At 70.8% G+C, this 15,096-nt stretch carries 12 protein-coding genes; 7 read left to right on the top strand and 5 right to left on the bottom strand.

Translation table 11 applies throughout. The features are described from left to right. Positions 1-3 precede the first annotated feature (3 nt). The 4 genes from EV670_RS04885 to EV670_RS04900 all read left to right on the top strand — a co-directional run bounded on the left by EV670_RS04885 (position 4) and on the right by EV670_RS04900 (position 2,207). Positions 4-234: a hypothetical protein gene (locus EV670_RS04885; protein ID WP_130430654.1), complete on the top strand. Its 231-nt coding sequence runs from the start codon at positions 4-6 to the stop codon at positions 232-234. A gap of 170 nt (positions 235-404) precedes the next feature. Continuing rightward, positions 405-677 carry a hypothetical protein gene (locus EV670_RS04890; protein WP_130430655.1) on the top strand — a complete coding sequence of 91 codons (273 nt, stop codon included), beginning with the start codon at positions 405-407 and terminating at the stop codon, positions 675-677. Positions 678-814: 137 nt separating this feature from the next. After that, positions 815-1,543, top strand: a complete 729-nt coding sequence (locus tag EV670_RS04895) for a helix-turn-helix transcriptional regulator (RefSeq protein ID WP_130430656.1) — start codon at positions 815-817, stop codon at positions 1,541-1,543. A 334-nt stretch (positions 1,544-1,877) separates the two neighbouring features. Next, positions 1,878-2,207 (top strand): DUF4148 domain-containing protein, encoded by a 330-nt coding sequence (locus EV670_RS04900; RefSeq protein ID WP_278044407.1) that lies wholly within the window; start codon positions 1,878-1,880, stop codon positions 2,205-2,207. A 34-nt stretch (positions 2,208-2,241) separates the two neighbouring features. Here EV670_RS04900 and EV670_RS04905 read toward each other — a convergent pair whose 3' ends face one another. Continuing rightward, positions 2,242-2,892, bottom strand: coding sequence for a Crp/Fnr family transcriptional regulator (locus tag EV670_RS04905; RefSeq protein WP_130430658.1), 651 nt, complete (start codon positions 2,890-2,892; stop codon positions 2,242-2,244). Positions 2,893-3,138: 246 nt separating this feature from the next. On the opposite strand from EV670_RS04905, the gene EV670_RS04910 reads away from it, so the two are divergent. Next, positions 3,139-6,228 (top strand): ATP-binding protein, encoded by a 3,090-nt coding sequence (locus EV670_RS04910; RefSeq protein WP_165393239.1) that lies wholly within the window; start codon positions 3,139-3,141, stop codon positions 6,226-6,228. On the opposite strand, the gene EV670_RS04915 is transcribed toward EV670_RS04910, so the two are convergent. Together EV670_RS04915 and EV670_RS04920 are read right to left on the bottom strand one after the other, a co-directional pair. Next, a complete protein-coding gene (locus EV670_RS04915) occupies positions 6,225-9,791 on the bottom strand; it encodes a Dyp-type peroxidase domain-containing protein (protein WP_130430660.1) in 3,567 nt (1,188 codons plus the stop codon). The two genes, EV670_RS04910 and EV670_RS04915, sit on opposite strands and share 4 nt — an antisense overlap. Before the next feature lie 55 nt (positions 9,792-9,846). Then, a complete protein-coding gene (locus tag EV670_RS04920; protein WP_130430661.1) occupies positions 9,847-11,808 on the bottom strand; it encodes a patatin-like phospholipase family protein in 1,962 nt (653 codons plus the stop codon). Positions 11,809-12,172: 364 nt separating this feature from the next. Between EV670_RS04920 and EV670_RS04925 the strand changes: the two genes are divergently transcribed. Continuing rightward, entirely contained in the window at positions 12,173-12,406 is a 234-nt protein-coding gene (locus tag EV670_RS04925; protein WP_130430662.1) for a hypothetical protein, read from the top strand. Between the two features lie 82 nt (positions 12,407-12,488). Here EV670_RS04925 and EV670_RS04930 read toward each other — a convergent pair whose 3' ends face one another. After that, entirely contained in the window at positions 12,489-13,709 is a 1,221-nt protein-coding gene (locus tag EV670_RS04930; protein ID WP_130430663.1) for a polyhydroxyalkanoate depolymerase, read from the bottom strand. Between the two features lie 126 nt (positions 13,710-13,835). Between EV670_RS04930 and EV670_RS04935 the strand changes: the two genes are divergently transcribed. After that, complete coding sequence (locus EV670_RS04935) at positions 13,836-14,624, top strand: glutathione S-transferase family protein (protein WP_130430664.1); 789 nt, start codon at positions 13,836-13,838, stop codon at positions 14,622-14,624. A gap of 7 nt (positions 14,625-14,631) precedes the next feature. Here EV670_RS04935 and EV670_RS04940 read toward each other — a convergent pair whose 3' ends face one another. Further along, positions 14,632-15,054 (bottom strand): cupin domain-containing protein, encoded by a 423-nt coding sequence (locus EV670_RS04940; protein ID WP_130430665.1) that lies wholly within the window; start codon positions 15,052-15,054, stop codon positions 14,632-14,634. Positions 15,055-15,096 lie beyond the last annotated feature (42 nt).

The raw sequence follows: 15,096 nt of genomic DNA on the forward strand, positions 1-15,096 counted from the left end.
GCCATGATCACCCAGACCCTCGCCGCACTGACCTCACTGAGCACCCGCATCGCCGTCGCCGTTGCCGCCGTTTCACTGAGCGCGCTGCAGCTGGCGGGTCTGGCCGACATCGCTTCGCCCGATACCCGCACCGTGATGCTGGAGCGCGTCGTGATCGAGGGGCATCGCGACCTGCAGCAACCGGTCAACGTCGCACAGAACCTCACCGATCGCTGCGCGACGCCGAACTGCTGATCCGTTCCCATCAAGGCAATCGATCCCTCTTCAGCGCAACCCAAAGACTCCTGCGCTGCTTCCTCGGCCACGCCCCGTGCACGCACGGTGCGTGGCCCATTTTTTGGTGCCTGCGCGGCACGCGCGCGAGCGCGGCGGCGCCGTGGCGGGCCAGAGCCGACAATAGGGCCATGCAAGACTTCTTTTCCAGCATCGGCCGCGGCCTCACGCGTGCCGTCCTGTTCGTCGCCGGTGCGATCTTCGCGTTCAGCCTGCTGGTGGCCGGGCTGATCGGCGCGCTGTTCCTCGGCTTGGCGGCGCTGCTCAGCGGCGGCCGCATCAAAGCGCGCCGTTTCCGGATGCCGCAACGACCTGGCCCGGGCGCCGGCGTCGGCCGCGGCGAGGTGGTCGACGTCGAGGTGCGCGAGGTTCCCGCGCCGCCACCGCCGCCGGTCGAGCGCTGAGCCGGCCTTGCGTTGCGCCGGAGCAGGTGAATATTCACCTGCCGCCGGGTGCAGACTGCCCAGCCGCAGCGGTGGCCCCGAACTAGTCTTTCCCCGGTGAGTCGGCAATGGCGCGACTCCCAACTAGGGGAACCAGCATGTTCGACCTGATCTCGCGCTCCCGGCCTCAGCAGCCATCCCACGACCGTCCGGCCGCCGCGTACAGCGGACCGGAACGACGATCGGCCGCCGCGGGGATGTGGGCGTTGATCGCCGCGGCCATCGAGGAGATCGACTACGGCATGGTGCTGCTGGACGGCGATCTCCGCGCCTTCCACATGAACGCGGCAGCGCGCCAGACGCTGGGCGATGCCGAGTTGCTGCTGCTGCGCGGCAGCATGCTCGGTGCCCGTCATGCGCGTGACGAGGGCGCGCTGTACGCGGCGCTGAAGGACGCGCTGGAGAAGGGCCGTCGCAAGATGCTCAACCTGGGCGATGGCGCCCGGCCGATGTGCGTCTCGGTGGTGCCGCTCGACCTGCCCAGCACGCACAGCGCGCGCTCGGTGCTGGTCATGCTGGAGAAGCGCAAGGTCTGCGGCGAACTCGCCGTCGAGAGCTTCGCGCGCAACCACCAGCTCTCCTACGGCGAGACGCGCGTGCTGCAGGCGCTCTGCGACGGTGTGCGGCCGACGCAGGCCGCGCGCCGAAACGGCGTGGCGCTGTCGACGGTGCGCACCCAGATCAGCAGCATCCGCACCAAGACCGGCGCGGCGAGCATTCCCGACCTGCTCGGTCGCATCGCCTCGCTGCCGCCGCTGATGAGCGTGCTGCGCGCGCATTGCGGCGGCCCGTCACTGGTCAACGAGACGTCGCGTCGCGCCGCCTGAGCGCCGCGTCGGCGTCGCGCCGACGGTACTGAAGCACGAAGCACGGCGCCGATCCGCGGCAGGATCGGCGCCGTGCTTCGTCGTGCGCGCCTGTGCGTGCCCGGCGTCGATATCGCTCGCGCCGCGATGTCCTCAGTTGAGGTGAAGCAGTGCCTCGCAGGGGCACCTTCTCCCCAGATGGATCGAGGCAGCAGACATCCACGCCACCTAGCCTTCTCTCACCCGGATGCAATCCATCGTGCGAAGCGCACTCCACAGCGGTCGCGCCACTTCTCGGGAACAAAGAGCCCGCTCACGCGGGCGATGTCCAGTCCGTCCACCGAAAGGAATCGCAATGAACGCCTTGAACACGAAGTCCGCCATGGCTGCCTTGACCCTGTCGATGTGCCTGGTCACGCTAGGCTCGGCCCAGGCCGCAGAGGGCGACGCCGCTGCCTTCGACAAGCCGCTGACCCGGGCCGAGGTGATGGCCGATCTGCAGATCTGGCGCGAGTCGGGCCTGGCCGACCTGCAGAAGAGCGAGGATCCGACCGCCAGCTTCAGCGCCGAATACCGGCAGGCACAGGCCCGCTACGAGCGCATGCGCGCGTCGCCGCAGTTCGCGATGCTGGTTGCCAAGTTCGCCGGCGTCCGCGGCGAGCCGCTCAGCTCGGCCAGCCGCTGATGCGGCATCGCCAGCCCGGCGGGGCGCAGGCTGCCTACCAACGCGCCGGCAAGGCGCGCAGCAGCCTGAGCCCCGCGCCATCGGTGGCGACGAAGCCGCCGGTCTCGAGGTCCTTCATCAAGCGGCTGACCATCTCGCGCGAGCAGCCCAGCCGGCTGGCCAGTTCGCGATGCGTCAGGCGCTCCTCGACCCGCCGCCCGCCCTCGGGCAGGGCCACCGACAGGGCGTTGAGCAGCGCGGCCAGCCGCCCGTACACATCGTTGAGCGCCAGCTGCTTGGCGCTCAGCGTGGCGGACCGGGCCCGGCGGATCAGCTTGGCGATCAGCTCGAGCGCGAACGCCGGCCGCTCCGCGATGAAGGCGAGCAGGGTCGTCTGCGTGACGACCGCGCAGACCGAGGCTTCGAGCGCGATGACGCTGGCCGAGCGCGGCCCGCCGTCCAGGCTCATCTCGCCGATGTACTCGCCCGGCCCGTAGACGCCGTAGGTGATCTCGCGGTCGCGCTCGCCGATGGCGAAGGCGCGCAGCGAGCCGGCCAGGATGATGTAGAGCGTGTCGCCGCGATCACCTTCCTCGATCAGCAGCGTGCCCTTGCGGTAGCGCCTGAGCTCGGCCCGCTCGGCCAGCAGGCGCAGCGACTCGGGCATCGAGACGTCGGCGAATGAGCTGATCTCCGCGGGTTGCATGGTCGCCAAGCCCCTCCTGGCCCGCTGCCGCACCGGCCGTCGGCCCGGTTGGCCGGTATTGGTGGCGGTATCCGTATGCGAGTATGGGACTAACATGTCGCCGGCTACAAACCGGCGCGCTGCACCGGGTGGTAACCGATGACAACGGACGTGAAGGAACACGCGGCCGGCCGCACGATCGCCGTGCCGACTTCCCGCCAAGCAGGGCGCGGCCCGTCCGCAGGCCGCGCGGCACCGGAGCCGACGATGGTGACAGCCGCGATCGATCCTGCCGAGCCGCCCGCACAACCGGCCGTGCGGCGCTTCCTGACGCTGCTGTTCTCGGACCTTTGCGGCTCCACCCAGCTGGCGGCGGCGCTCGAGGCCGAGCACTACGCCGACATCATCGGCCAGCTGCGCGAGGCCTACCGAAGCGTCATCCCGAGGCATGGCGGCACGGTGGTGCGGATCCAGGGCGACGGCGTGCTGGCGATCTTCGGCCACCCCGAGGCGCTCGAGGACGACGGCCGGCGCGCCGCCGAGGCCGCGCTCGAACTGCATGCCGCGGTGCGTGCGATCCGGCCCGACCCGCCGCTGCCGGACGGCGCAACCCTGCGCCTGCACAGCGGCATCCACGCCGGCCTGGTGCTGCTGGCGCAGGGCGACCTGATGTCCGGGCGCTTCGAGCTGATGGGCAATGCGCCGAACGTTGCGGCGCGGCTCTCGGACGCGGCGCAGCCCGACGAGATCCTGGTCAGCGACGAGACGCTGGGGCCGGAGCGCCAACTGTTCGTGACCGGCGGGCGGCGGCTGTTCGACCTGCAGGGACTGTCGAGTTCGGTCGCGGTGCTGAGCATCCTGAGTCGAGCCGGGGGCGAGAGCCGCTTCAGGGCGTTGGCGCCCCGCGGGACGCTGCCCTTCGTCGGCCGCCAGGCCGAGATGGAGCGCCTGGAGACGGCCCTGCAGGCGGCGCTGGCGGGACGCCCGGCCTCGCTCACGCTGTCGGCCGCGGCCGGACTCGGCAAGACGCGCCTGGCCGAACAATGGCTGCGTCGTTGCGAGGACGCGGGCTGCCGGGTGCACCGCGGCTACTGCGAGAGCCAGCACGGCACCCGACCGCTGCAGCCGCTGATCCACATCCTGCGAACCCTGTTCGACCTCAGCTCCGACATGCCGATGGCGACCGCCGCCGCGCAGGTCGAGGAGCGCCTGGTCGCCATCGCGCCGGAGCTCAGGAACCTGCGCGCGCCGCTGCTGCAGGTGCTCGCCATCGACGATCAGCCGGCCGAGGCCGAGCGGCCGCGGCGCGCCGGGGCACCCGACGCCACGCCGCGCGCGCTGCGCAAGCTGATGGCGGCGCTGGCGCGGCAACAGCCGCAGGTGCTGTTCATCGACGACTGGCAGTGGGCCGACGACGCCACCCATCAGGCGCTGGCCGCCATCCACCAGCTCGATGGCGACGGCATCGTCACGCTGGTCACCACGCGCACGGCCCGTGCCGAGCAGCCGATGCCGCCGTCGGAGCACGCCATCGAACTGCAGCCGCTCACCGGTGCGGAGGCGGCGCAATACATCGGGCAACTGCTGCCCGGGGCCGACCCCTTCCTGGTCGACCAGATCCGCTACTACGCCGGCGGCAGCCCGCTCTTCATCGAGGAACTCTGCCACTGCGCCGTCGATGACGCCGAGGTGCGCCGCAGCGGCCGCCTGCAACGTGGCGCAGCCTGGCTCAACGTGCTGATCGAGTCGCGCGTGGCACGCCTGCCCGACGCCCAGGCGGCCCTGGTGCGCAGCGCCGCCATCATCGGCAACGTGATGCCGGTCTGGCTGTTCGAGGCCATCACCGGCCTGCCCGCCGAGCATGCCTCGGTGCGCCAGCTGGCCCAGCTCGACCTGCTGTTCCCGGGCGAGCAGCCCGGAACGCTGCGCTTCAAGCACGCCCTCGCGCGCGATGCCATCTACGAGGCGGTGGGACTGCACCAGCGCAAGGCCCTGCACCTGCGCATCGCGCAGACGCTGCTCGAGCAGGGCAGTGCCGTCACGCCCGGCGAAGACCACTGCGAGGCGCTGGCCTACCACTTCGACGCCGCGGGCGTGGTCGAGCAGGCGGCGCGCTTTGCCGAGCAGGCCGGCGACAAGGCGCTCGCCGCCTCGGCGCTGGACCGCGCGCAGGCCCGCTACCGGGTGGCGCTGGCGGCACTCGACCGCTGCGAGCCTTCGGCGGAGCTGGCCCCGCGCTGGAACTCGATCTCGCAGCGTCTGGCGCTGGCCAGCGTGTTCAATCCGGCGCGCAGCGACCTGCCGCTGTTCACGCGCGCGGTCGCGTTGGCGCGAGCCAGCGGCGATGGCGCGACGCTCGCCCGTGCAACCTACTGGCTGGGCTATGTGCACTACTCGCTCGGCGACGCGCGCAGCGCGATGCAGCAACTGGAGCTGGCCATGGCCGCCGCCGCCGCGGCCGGCGATGCGCGCCTCGGGGTGCAGGTGCGCGCCACGCTGGGCCAGGTCAAGGCGGCGGCCGCGCAATACGACGCCGCGCTGATCCTGCTCGACGAGGCGATCGCCATCAGCCGCGCCCATCCCGGTGGACCGGCGCAGGCCGTGGGCCTGGGCTACACGCTGGCGTCCAAGGGCGCGATCCTGGCCGACCGTGGCGACTTCGCCTCGGCCAAGGTCTGCTTCGACGAGGCGCTCGAGGTGGTGCAGGGCACCGGCCACGCGGTGCTCGCCTCGATCCACGGCCTGCGTGCCGCGGCGCTGCTCTGGCAGGGCGAGTGGCAGGCGGCCAGCGAGAGCGCGGACGAGGCCTGCCGCATCGGCGAACGCGTGCGCAGCCTGTTCACGCTGTCGATGGGGCGCGCGGCGGGCGCCTATGCCCGCTGGATGCTGGATCCCCGCCCCGAGGTGCTGGCAGAACTCAAGCACGCCACCGACTGGCTGGTGCCGCGCGGCGTCACGCTGTTCAGTTCGTTCAACCACGGCTGGCTGAGCGACATCCTGGCCGGCAGCGGCCGCAGGCGCGAGGCGCGCCTGCAAGCCGCACAGGCGCTGCGGCGCTGGCGCCAGGATGACCTGCTGGGCGTGGCGATGGCCTGTCGGGCGATGGCCCGGCTCGAATCGAAGGCCGCTGACGCGATACGCGCCGAGCGCTGGCTGGCGCGGGCGCGCCGCGTGGCGAGTGCGCGCGGGTCGGCGCATGAACATGCGGTCAACCTGCTGTGCGAGGCCGAGGTGGCGCTCGCGCTCGGCCAGTCCGAGCGCGCCGGCCCGCTGCTCGAAGCGGCGCGCGCCGAGTGCCTGGCCCTCGGCATGAACTGGCACGCGCAGCAGGCCGAGCGGCTGCGCTCGAGCACCTAGAGCTTCGACAGCATCAGCACGCGCCGGTCCGGCGTGGCCCTGAGCGAACCGGCGGCCATCAGCGCAGCGGCGCAGCCGAGCATCACACCGACCGCCATCTTGTAGCCCGGGCAGGCATGCAGGGTGTGAGCCGGGTGGTTGGGCGCGCGCGAGCCGCCGAACAGCAGGACCGGATCGCCGCCGTCCTGGAGCGCCGAGGACAGGCCCAGCACCACGGTTTCGCGGACCGGGCAGCCCGCGACACCCAGCGCACCGGCCTGCATCGCGGTGCGCCAGACGGCGTTGGGCGAGGGCGCCAGCACCATCGTCGACAGCAGCGCGGAGCGCAGCACCGCGTCGGCGCTGACGTAGGAAACCGCCGGCGCGGCGGACAGCAGGGTCTGCTGCAGCGTCCACAGCGCGCGGCTTTCGGTCCAGACGAACAGGACCGGCACCAGGTTGGCGATGACCGTGGGCGCGAAGCCGAGCATCGCGCCGCCGATCGTGCTGGCCTGCCGTTCGAGATCGCTGCCGAGCGCCGCCCGGATGGCCGCGACGAGCGGGGTCGGGTTGCCGATGCCCATGTCGAACTGCTGCAGCATGTTCAGCACGGCCTTCTTGACCAGCGGCCCCTGCGCGAGCGCCCGATTCTTCACGGTGTTGGCGGGCCGTGGCGAGAAGACATAGCGCGAGACCGCCAGCAGGTGCGCGGGGCAGCGCGCGACGTTGTCGAGCACCGCGTCCTGCGCGGGCGGGGCCGCCACCATCAGCGCCGCGGCGGCATCGGGCAGGCCGAACCAGTCGCTGCACAGCCTTGCGATCACCGTGCGTGAGAGCTCGACCAGATTGACCTGCGCCTCGCTGCCACCAAAGGCCACGGCCCCTGCCCAGAGTTCGTTCAGCCGGGTCTGCGTGCGCTTGAAGGCCAGGTCGAAGGCGGCGGCCTCATTGATCGACTCGAGTGCCGCGTTGACGCCGGGTGCCTCCACCGCATGGCCGGCATGCTGGCCGACGTCGTCCATGCCGAGAAAGCCGCGCCCGATCGTGCTTTCCATCCGATCGCCATAGCCCACGGCCGAGAAGTTGTTGCCCTTGTCCTTCAGCGTGGCCAGCACGCGCCCCTTGTCGCCCACCAGCAGGCCGTAGCCCGGCAGGTGATGCAGGCCGCCGTGCGAGGTCCGGACCTCGGTCCAGGCACGCGCGCGAACCAGCGGGTCCTCGTCGTCGAGCATGGCGACCATCGGATCGGCCGCCGGCGGCGGTGGCGCCGGTCCCTTGGGCAACGCCGGACTCAGGATGGTGCCGCTCTCGATCTCCTTCAAGGCCGTCAGCGAGGGCGCGAAGGCATACAGCCCCCACTCCAGCGTGACCAGCGGATCGGCGCCGAGATCGACGCGCATCACCTCGCCCGCGTGCTCGAAGCGATAGATCCGACGCCGGCCGGCCTCGGGCACGCCGAGCAGCGGGTCGCTCTGCTCGGAGGACAGGCCGCTGCTGTTGGCGCCGCTGAGCCAACGCTGGATCACCTCGAACTGTTCGGCGATGCTGGCGTTGTAGGCCATGAAGATGAGCCCCTGCTCGGCGCCGTCCTGGTAGGACATGCCGCGGCGCGCGATGCGCGCCGGCAGCTTCAAGGGCAGCCGCTCGCGCGGATTGGCGCGCCGGATGTGGGCCTGGAACGGGCACTGCGCGCCGCGCGCATCGTTGCGGTAGTCGAAGTCGTTGTAGCCGCCACCCGGTGGCGCGACCAGCGGCGTGCCGTCGCTGCGCCTGCCGACCAGCTTGGACCTGATCACCTCGCCAAAGGCGGCCTGCGCTGCCGGCGGGTCGTTGGGGCGCAGGCGCGCGGCGGCCGCGGCCACCAGTGCGTCCAGGCGCTGCGGATGCTGGCGCAGCTTGCGCACGACGAGGAAGCTGCCGTTGTCGAGCAGGGCGTTGCGCACGTCGCCGACGGGCAGCGGGCCGTCGTCGCGGCTGTTGCCGTAGCCGAGGAACAGGTCGCCGGTCCTGACCTGGTCGCTCCAGTAGGCGCGCGGCGGCAGCTCCGGCTTCAGCGTGGGCTGGCTGATGCCGTCGGCAAAGCCGAAGGCGTCGGGCGCGGCCGGCTCGCCCGGCCGCGGCGCCCGGCTCTTCATCGGCTGCACGAACAGCACGTCCAGGCCGGTGCCGGCAGCGCCCAGCGCATCGATCTCCGGCACCAGGTTGGGCGGGATCGACAGACCGCCGGGTCCGGGGAAGCCGGGCAACTGGTCGGTGCGCAATTGCACCAGCAGGTGCACGGTTGACAGCTCGAGCGCTGGCGGCGGCGGTGCCGCTGCCGGTGGCACCGGCGGCGCCACTTGTGGCCAGTTGCGACGTGGTCGCCGCCAGGCGTCCGGATGGTTGGCGCGCAGGTCGCCAAGGATGCCGGCACGCACCTCCATGCCCTCGCGGAACTCGCGCGGCAGCAGGTCGAGCGTCGGTTGCGGTACGCCGAAGCGCTGCAGACCGGCATAGGTGATCGCGATGCTGCGGCAGATCGCGGGTGGGGGCATGGCGGCCGCTGCGGCCGCGCTGGTGGTTGTGGTGATGAAGGCGCGGAGCCAGGTTCGCGCCGCGGCGGGAGCGGTGATGCGCAGCAGCACCAGCACGCCGTGGTAGCTGCCATCGGGGTAGGGCGCATCGATGCCGACCTGGATATCGCCGCGATCGAGCACCGGCCGGCGTTCCGGCTCCTGCGTGCGCGGCGCCGTGGGCAGCATCAGCCACTGGCGCTCCAGTCGGAAGACCGCGCCGATCTGGTCGAAAGGCCGGCCGGGATCGAACAGGCCCTGGGCATTCCACTGGTGCAGGTCGCGCAGCAGGTCTTGCGTGAAGCGCAGCAGCAGTGCGTCCTGCGGCGACGGCGGGCGGGTCGAGGGGTCGGTGGTGTTCGGAAACTGCTCCCTGAAGTCATGGAAGAGCTTGAGCACGCGCAACGAGCTGCCGACCGCGTAGACGCCCGGGATTGCCGCCGGCGGCCGCGCGGACAGTGCCACGCCGCAGGCGGCGAGGTCGGCGCCGGACGCGCCGCCGTCGCTGCGCACCTTTTCCTCGAGCAGACGCAGGTAGTGCGTGTCGGCCACCGTGGCCGCCGAGTCGCTGAAGAAGAAGTTGCTCTCGACCTCGTTGGCGCGGACCCAGGCCATGTAGCTGTCGAAGCTGTTGAACCAGGCCAGCGGATAGTCCTTGCAGTGGCAGAAGACCAGGTCGAGCAGCGTGCCCAGCGGCCCCCAGATGATGCGCATGTAGGGCTCCCAGCCGCCGTCGAAGGTGACGTTGAGCAGCAGCTGGTGCTCGGTGCCGGGCGTCCTGGGCGGGATCACCGCGAAGCGGAAAAAATGGATGCCGCGGAAGTTGCCGATCAGGTCGGCAAAGGGGCTCGGTTGCAGCGCCGACTCGCGCAGCGCCTGGCGCACGGCGTTGATCGCCGCCAGAACCACCTTGAGGCGCTCGACGTAGCTGACGTTGCGGAAGGCGTCCGGAACGAGCCCCTGCTTGATCGGCGCCAGCACGGTGAGGTCGGTGACGCCCTGCAGTCCGGTTGTCCTGAGTTGGGTTGCCACGATCGGTCCTCCAATCGGTTGTCGGTGGTCCAGTGCCGGGGGCTGCTGGTCGCCGCTACCAGGGCGCCGTCATGTGCAGCCGGGGTGCGGGCGCGGGCTCGTTGCTGCCGAGCTCCGGCGTGCCGTAGCGCGGTGCCGGGTGCTCCCAGGGCCGGTCGTTGCCGCGGCCACTCGCCACCGGCGCTGCTTCTGGAAGCTTCGGCTCGAGCGCCGCCAGCGCGTCGAGCAGCGAGCGCACATGGGCCGATGCCGCGTCGTCGGCCAGGCGCGGATCGGCCGAGGGCTGCTGCTCGAGCAGCGCGCGGTAAGCGTCTCGATGCGCGTCGTCGAGCCGGTTCAGATCCCGCAGGTAGCTCTGGGCGGCTGCCAGCGTCGAGCGCAGCCGGATCCAGCGATGGCGGTCCCAGGCGTTGACGTGGCCATCGACGCGTGACCCGGCGAAGGCGTCGCGCAGGCGCTCCGCCGCCGCCACCCCGAGCCGCGACAGCCTGCGGATGGCCCGCGGCGGCATGGTCAGGTTGAGGCCGCCTTCGTCGTCCCTGAGCCTGACGGTGACGATGCGCTCGCGGTAGCCGGGAAGCTCGGTCTGCAAGGTGTCGCGCCAGTTGACCGCGGTCATCACGATGCGGGTGACGAACCACGTGACCAGTTGGCCCGCGCGGCTCTTCCTTGCCTGGTCGACGCGCGCCGGCGGTTGCGGATCGTCGTGCAGCCAGACACGCCGCTCGCCATCGGCGAGCGCGCCGAGACGGATCGCGAAGGTCGGGTGGTGCGGCAGCGGGGCGTCGAAGAGATGCACCGGGCAGTTGCTGGTGATGCCGCCATCTGCGAACCAGACCTTCTGCGCGAGGAACCAGGTCTCGCCAGGTTCGCCGCCTGGCCCCGGCGGCTCCGTGCGGCGGCCGAGCTCGCCGTCGACCGTGTACATCGGCACCGCCGACAGCAGGCCCGGGAAGGCCACGCTCATGCGCACCGCGACGATGATCGGCAACGCCCGCATCGGCGGCAACGCCAGCAGCCGCACGCCGCGCACCCCGCCGGCCGCGGCATGCACGGGCGGACCGAGGGGCAGGCGGCTGCTGTCGCGCAACCAGTCCATGACCGGCTGCGGGAACAGCTGTTGCCACTCCTGCGGATCGTAGAAGTAGCCGCCCAGCGGCTCGGTACCCGGTGCGCCCGGAATGCGCAGCGGCCGCTGCATGTTGACGATCGTGGTGACGATCTGCAGGTCGACTTCGCGCTTGCCGCTCGCGTTGGCGCCCCAGACCTCGCCGAAGACCGCTGGCTTCTGGTCTGGTCTTCGGCCCAGCAACTCGTTGAACAGCTTGTGCAGCTCCGGTGTCAGTGCGCTGCCGTCGTCGGCGTAGCCGGCGCCGCGCATGCCGTTGCAGAGCCCGAAGAAGTTGCCGTGCAGGCCACGCAGCGTGCTGAGCGCGGCCCAGGCCACGGCCGCCAGTAGCGCCAGCCCGACCAGCAGCGCGATGCCGAGCAGCAGGCTGATCCAGCAGTGCCAGGGCCAGGCGCGGATCATCGCCTGCGTGTAGACGAGGGTGGCGATGAACCACAGCCCCGGCAGGGCGCCGATCAGGGCCGCGAGCGGGAAGGCGAGCACGGCCGTTGCCAGCACCTCGCCCAGCCAGTCGTGCTGGCGATGGCGCAGCCAGGCGATGACGATGCGGTGGCCGCGACGGGTCGCGTCCTGCGGCTGGAACAGGTGGAACAGCCGGGTCTCCCGCCGCGGCCCGAGCTGGGCCATCTGGTCGGCGAACTTGCCTAGCTCGTCGAATGGCATGTCGGGCGAGCGCAAGTCCTGCGGGTCCTGCTGCTTGCTCTTGATGATCTCGAGCTTGGCGCGCTGGGCGAGTGCTGCCGCCGCCGCCGCGACCGAACCCGAGGAAGTGCCGCCCAGCCGCACGAAGCGGTAGTAGCGCGCCAGCCGCGCGATGAAGCCGGCGTAGACCACGGCGCTCGTGACGCCACCCTCGAGCACGAGGTCGCACTGCGGATCGTCGTTCATGGCCGTCCCCGGTTAGGGCCTGGACGCGCGGGTGGAGGCGCTTGCCGTCTGGCGGCGATGCACTTCACGACTGCCCAAACCCCGCGCGCCTGCCCGCATGCGTGTCGGGGTGCAGACGCTATTCCTCGTCGGGGCTTCTGTCGTCCCCAAGTTTCAGGAGGCGGCCGCGCCGCGCCTGCGATCTGCGCGGCGTGCTCGAAGCGGCGGCCGGTGGCCGGCGGGGTCGGCTCGTTCCGGCCTGGCTGCAATTCAGCCCGCGCAGGCGGCGCTTCGTCGCAAACGGGAGGCGGCTCGCGAGGGTGGCGCCGATAGTTCAGTCATCGAACAACGACAGCCCTTCAACAGAACCCCGCAGGAGCACACCATGATCACCCAGACCCTCGCCGCCATGACCTCGCTGAGCACCCGCACCGCCATCGCCGCTGCCGCCGTTGCCCTGAGCACGCTGCAGGTCGCGGGTCTGGCGGACATGGCCTCGGCCGACACGCCGACCGTCATGCTCGACCGCGTGGAGATCGTCGCTCACCGCGACGCCCAGCCGAGCGTCAACCTGGCCCTCAACAGCGCCGTCAAGCACTGCGCCACCGCCAGCTGCTGAGCCATCGAGCTCCCGCCAGCGCGGCAGAAAGCTGCGCCGGCCCACCGGCCCCACGGCGTGCATGCACGCCGTGGGGCCGGTCTCATTGGGAGATGTGGATCACGTCCCGCACCAACGGGTAGATGTGGTTCTGCCAGCGCCTGCCACTGAACACGCCGTAGTGGCCGACGTTGGGCTGCACGTAGTGGGTGCGCATGTAGGGTCGCAGGCTGCTGGCGAGGTCCTGCGCGGCCAGGGTCTGGCCGATCGCGCAGATGTCGTCGCGCTCGCCCTCCACGGTGAGCAGCGCGGTGCGGCGGATCGCCGCCGGGTCGACCTTGCGGCCGCGAAAGCGCAGCTCGCCGCGCGGCAGGGCGTACTCCTGGAACACCAGGCGCACGGTCTCCAGGTAGAAGTCGGCCGAGAGGTCGGCCACCGCCATGTATTCCTCGTAGAAGGTGCGCGTGACCTCGGCCTTGTCGAACTCGCCGTCGACCAGGTGCCGGTAGTACTCCTTGAAGGCGTCGAGGTGGCGCTGCCTGTTCATGCTCATGAACGCCGACAGTTGCACGAAGCCCGGGTAGACGCGCCGCCCGCCACCACCGTGGCGCCAGGGCACGTGGCTGATCAGGTTCTTCTCGAACCACTCGATCGGCTTGGTGGTGGCGAGCTTGTTGACCTCGGTCGGGCTGATGCGGCAGTCGATCGGCCCGGCCATCAGCGTCAGGCTGGCCGGCGTGGCGGGATGCTGGTCCTCCGACATCAGCGCCACCGCGGCGAGCGCCGCGACGCAGGGCTGGCAAACCGCGACCACGTTGGCGTTAGGCCCCATCGCGGCGAGGAAGTCGATCAGGTGCTCGGTGTACTCGTCGAGGCCGAAGCGGCCGGCAGCCAGCGGCACGTCGCGCACGTTGTGCCAGTCGGTGACGTAGACGTCGTGGTCCTGCAGCAGCGTGCGGACGGTGTCGCGCAGCAGCGTGGCGAAGTGGCCCGACATCGGCGCCACCACCAGCACCTTCGGTTCGCGCGCGCCGCCCGCCTTGCGAAAGCGCAGCAGCGTGGCAAAGGGCGTGGTGAGCACGGCCTCCTCGCTCACCGGGACCTCCTCGCCCTTGCTCGCCACGCTGTCGATGTGCCAGGGCGGGCGCCGGTGGGTGACCTCGGCGAGTTGCAGCACTTCGAAGGCGGCGGCCGTCTCGCGTGTGGGGGCGTGGGCGGCGATGGCGTCGAAGCGCGGGTCCCTCAGCACCGGCACCGACATCCGGGCCCAGGTGCGGACCGGCCACATCGCATCCGATTGCGCCTGGTAGGCCTGGTACATCATGAGTTCTCCTGTCAGCGGTGTTTGACAATGGCTTGCTGCAAGTAGCGCGCCAGCGAGGCCGGTTTCCGCTCCGTGGCACAACCCTTGCAATCTCTGCTGGGCCGCTCCCGTGCAGGAGATCCGACCATGGCCGTCGCGCCCCGATCCAAGCCCAAGACCGCGACCGCCGAGCCCGCGACGAAGGCAAAGCCAAAGCCGGCGGCCAAGGCCTTGGCCAAGCCAAGACCGAAGCCCGCCGCGAAGAAGGCCAGGGTCGGCGCCTCCGCCACCACCCTCACGCTGAGCAGCAAGAACTACTCTTCGTGGTCGCTGCGCGGCTGGCTGATGGCACGCTTTGCCGGCCTCGAGTTCGACGAGGTGATGGTCTCGCCCGACGACGCCGAGGTGCGCAAGGAACTGCTGTTGCTGGCGCCGTCGATCCGCGTGCCCTGCCTGCGCCACGAGGGTGCCGCGGTCTGGAACACGCTGGCGATCGCCCAGTACCTCGACGAGATCTTCCCGGATGCCGGCCTGATGCCGGACGATCGCATCGCGCGTGCCCATTGCCGCTCGGTCAGCGGCGAGATGAACTCGGGCTTTGCCAACCTGCGCTCCTCGCTGCCGATGAACCTGAAGGCGCGCTTCCCCAACCACAAGGTCTGGGCCGGCGCTCAGCCCGACATCGACCGCATCGTCGAGATCTGGACCGAGTGCCTGGCCACCTATGGCGGGCCGTTCCTGTTCGGCACTCAGCGCGGCATGGCCGACGCGATGTTCGCGCCGGTGGCCACGCGCTTTCTCACCTACGACGTCAAGCTGCCCAAGCCCTGCGCCCAGTACTGCCAGACCATCATGGCGATGCCAGAGATGAAGGAGTGGGTCGCCGCCGCGAAGCTCGAGCCCGACGACATCGAAGAGCTCGACATGGACTTCTAGAGCGGCGCTATTTCCACGATGTCGGCGTCGGCACCTCACACGGTGCCGGCATGTCGATCGACTTGAAATCGGCCGGCCCGACGATCTCGAGGTACTCCATGTCCGGCGAGTAGTCGAACAGGTAATGCACGATGCCGGGGCGCTGGTGCACGCAGTCGCCGGCCTCGACCAGGGTCTCCTGGTCGCCGTACATGAACTTCGCCCAGCCCTTGGTCATGAACACGATCTGGAATTCCGCCTCGTGTCGGTGCCAGCCGGTGCCCTTTTCTGGGGCCATGTTGGCCTTGACGAGGTGCGCGATGACGCGCCCCGAGGTGGCGGCGGCGACCCCGAGGTCGCGGTAGAGGAAGAAATCGCGCAGTCCGTCGCTGCGCCAGTCGGTGTCGGCGGGCTTGACGTGCGAGAACGTGGTGGTGGTCTTGTCCAACATGAGGCACTCCTGCGGCGGCGGGTCGGCATGCCGGCGCGGCAT

Source organism: Rivibacter subsaxonicus (genome assembly GCF_004217215.1).
Classification (GTDB): Bacteria; Pseudomonadota; Gammaproteobacteria; order Burkholderiales; family Burkholderiaceae_C; genus Rivibacter; species Rivibacter subsaxonicus.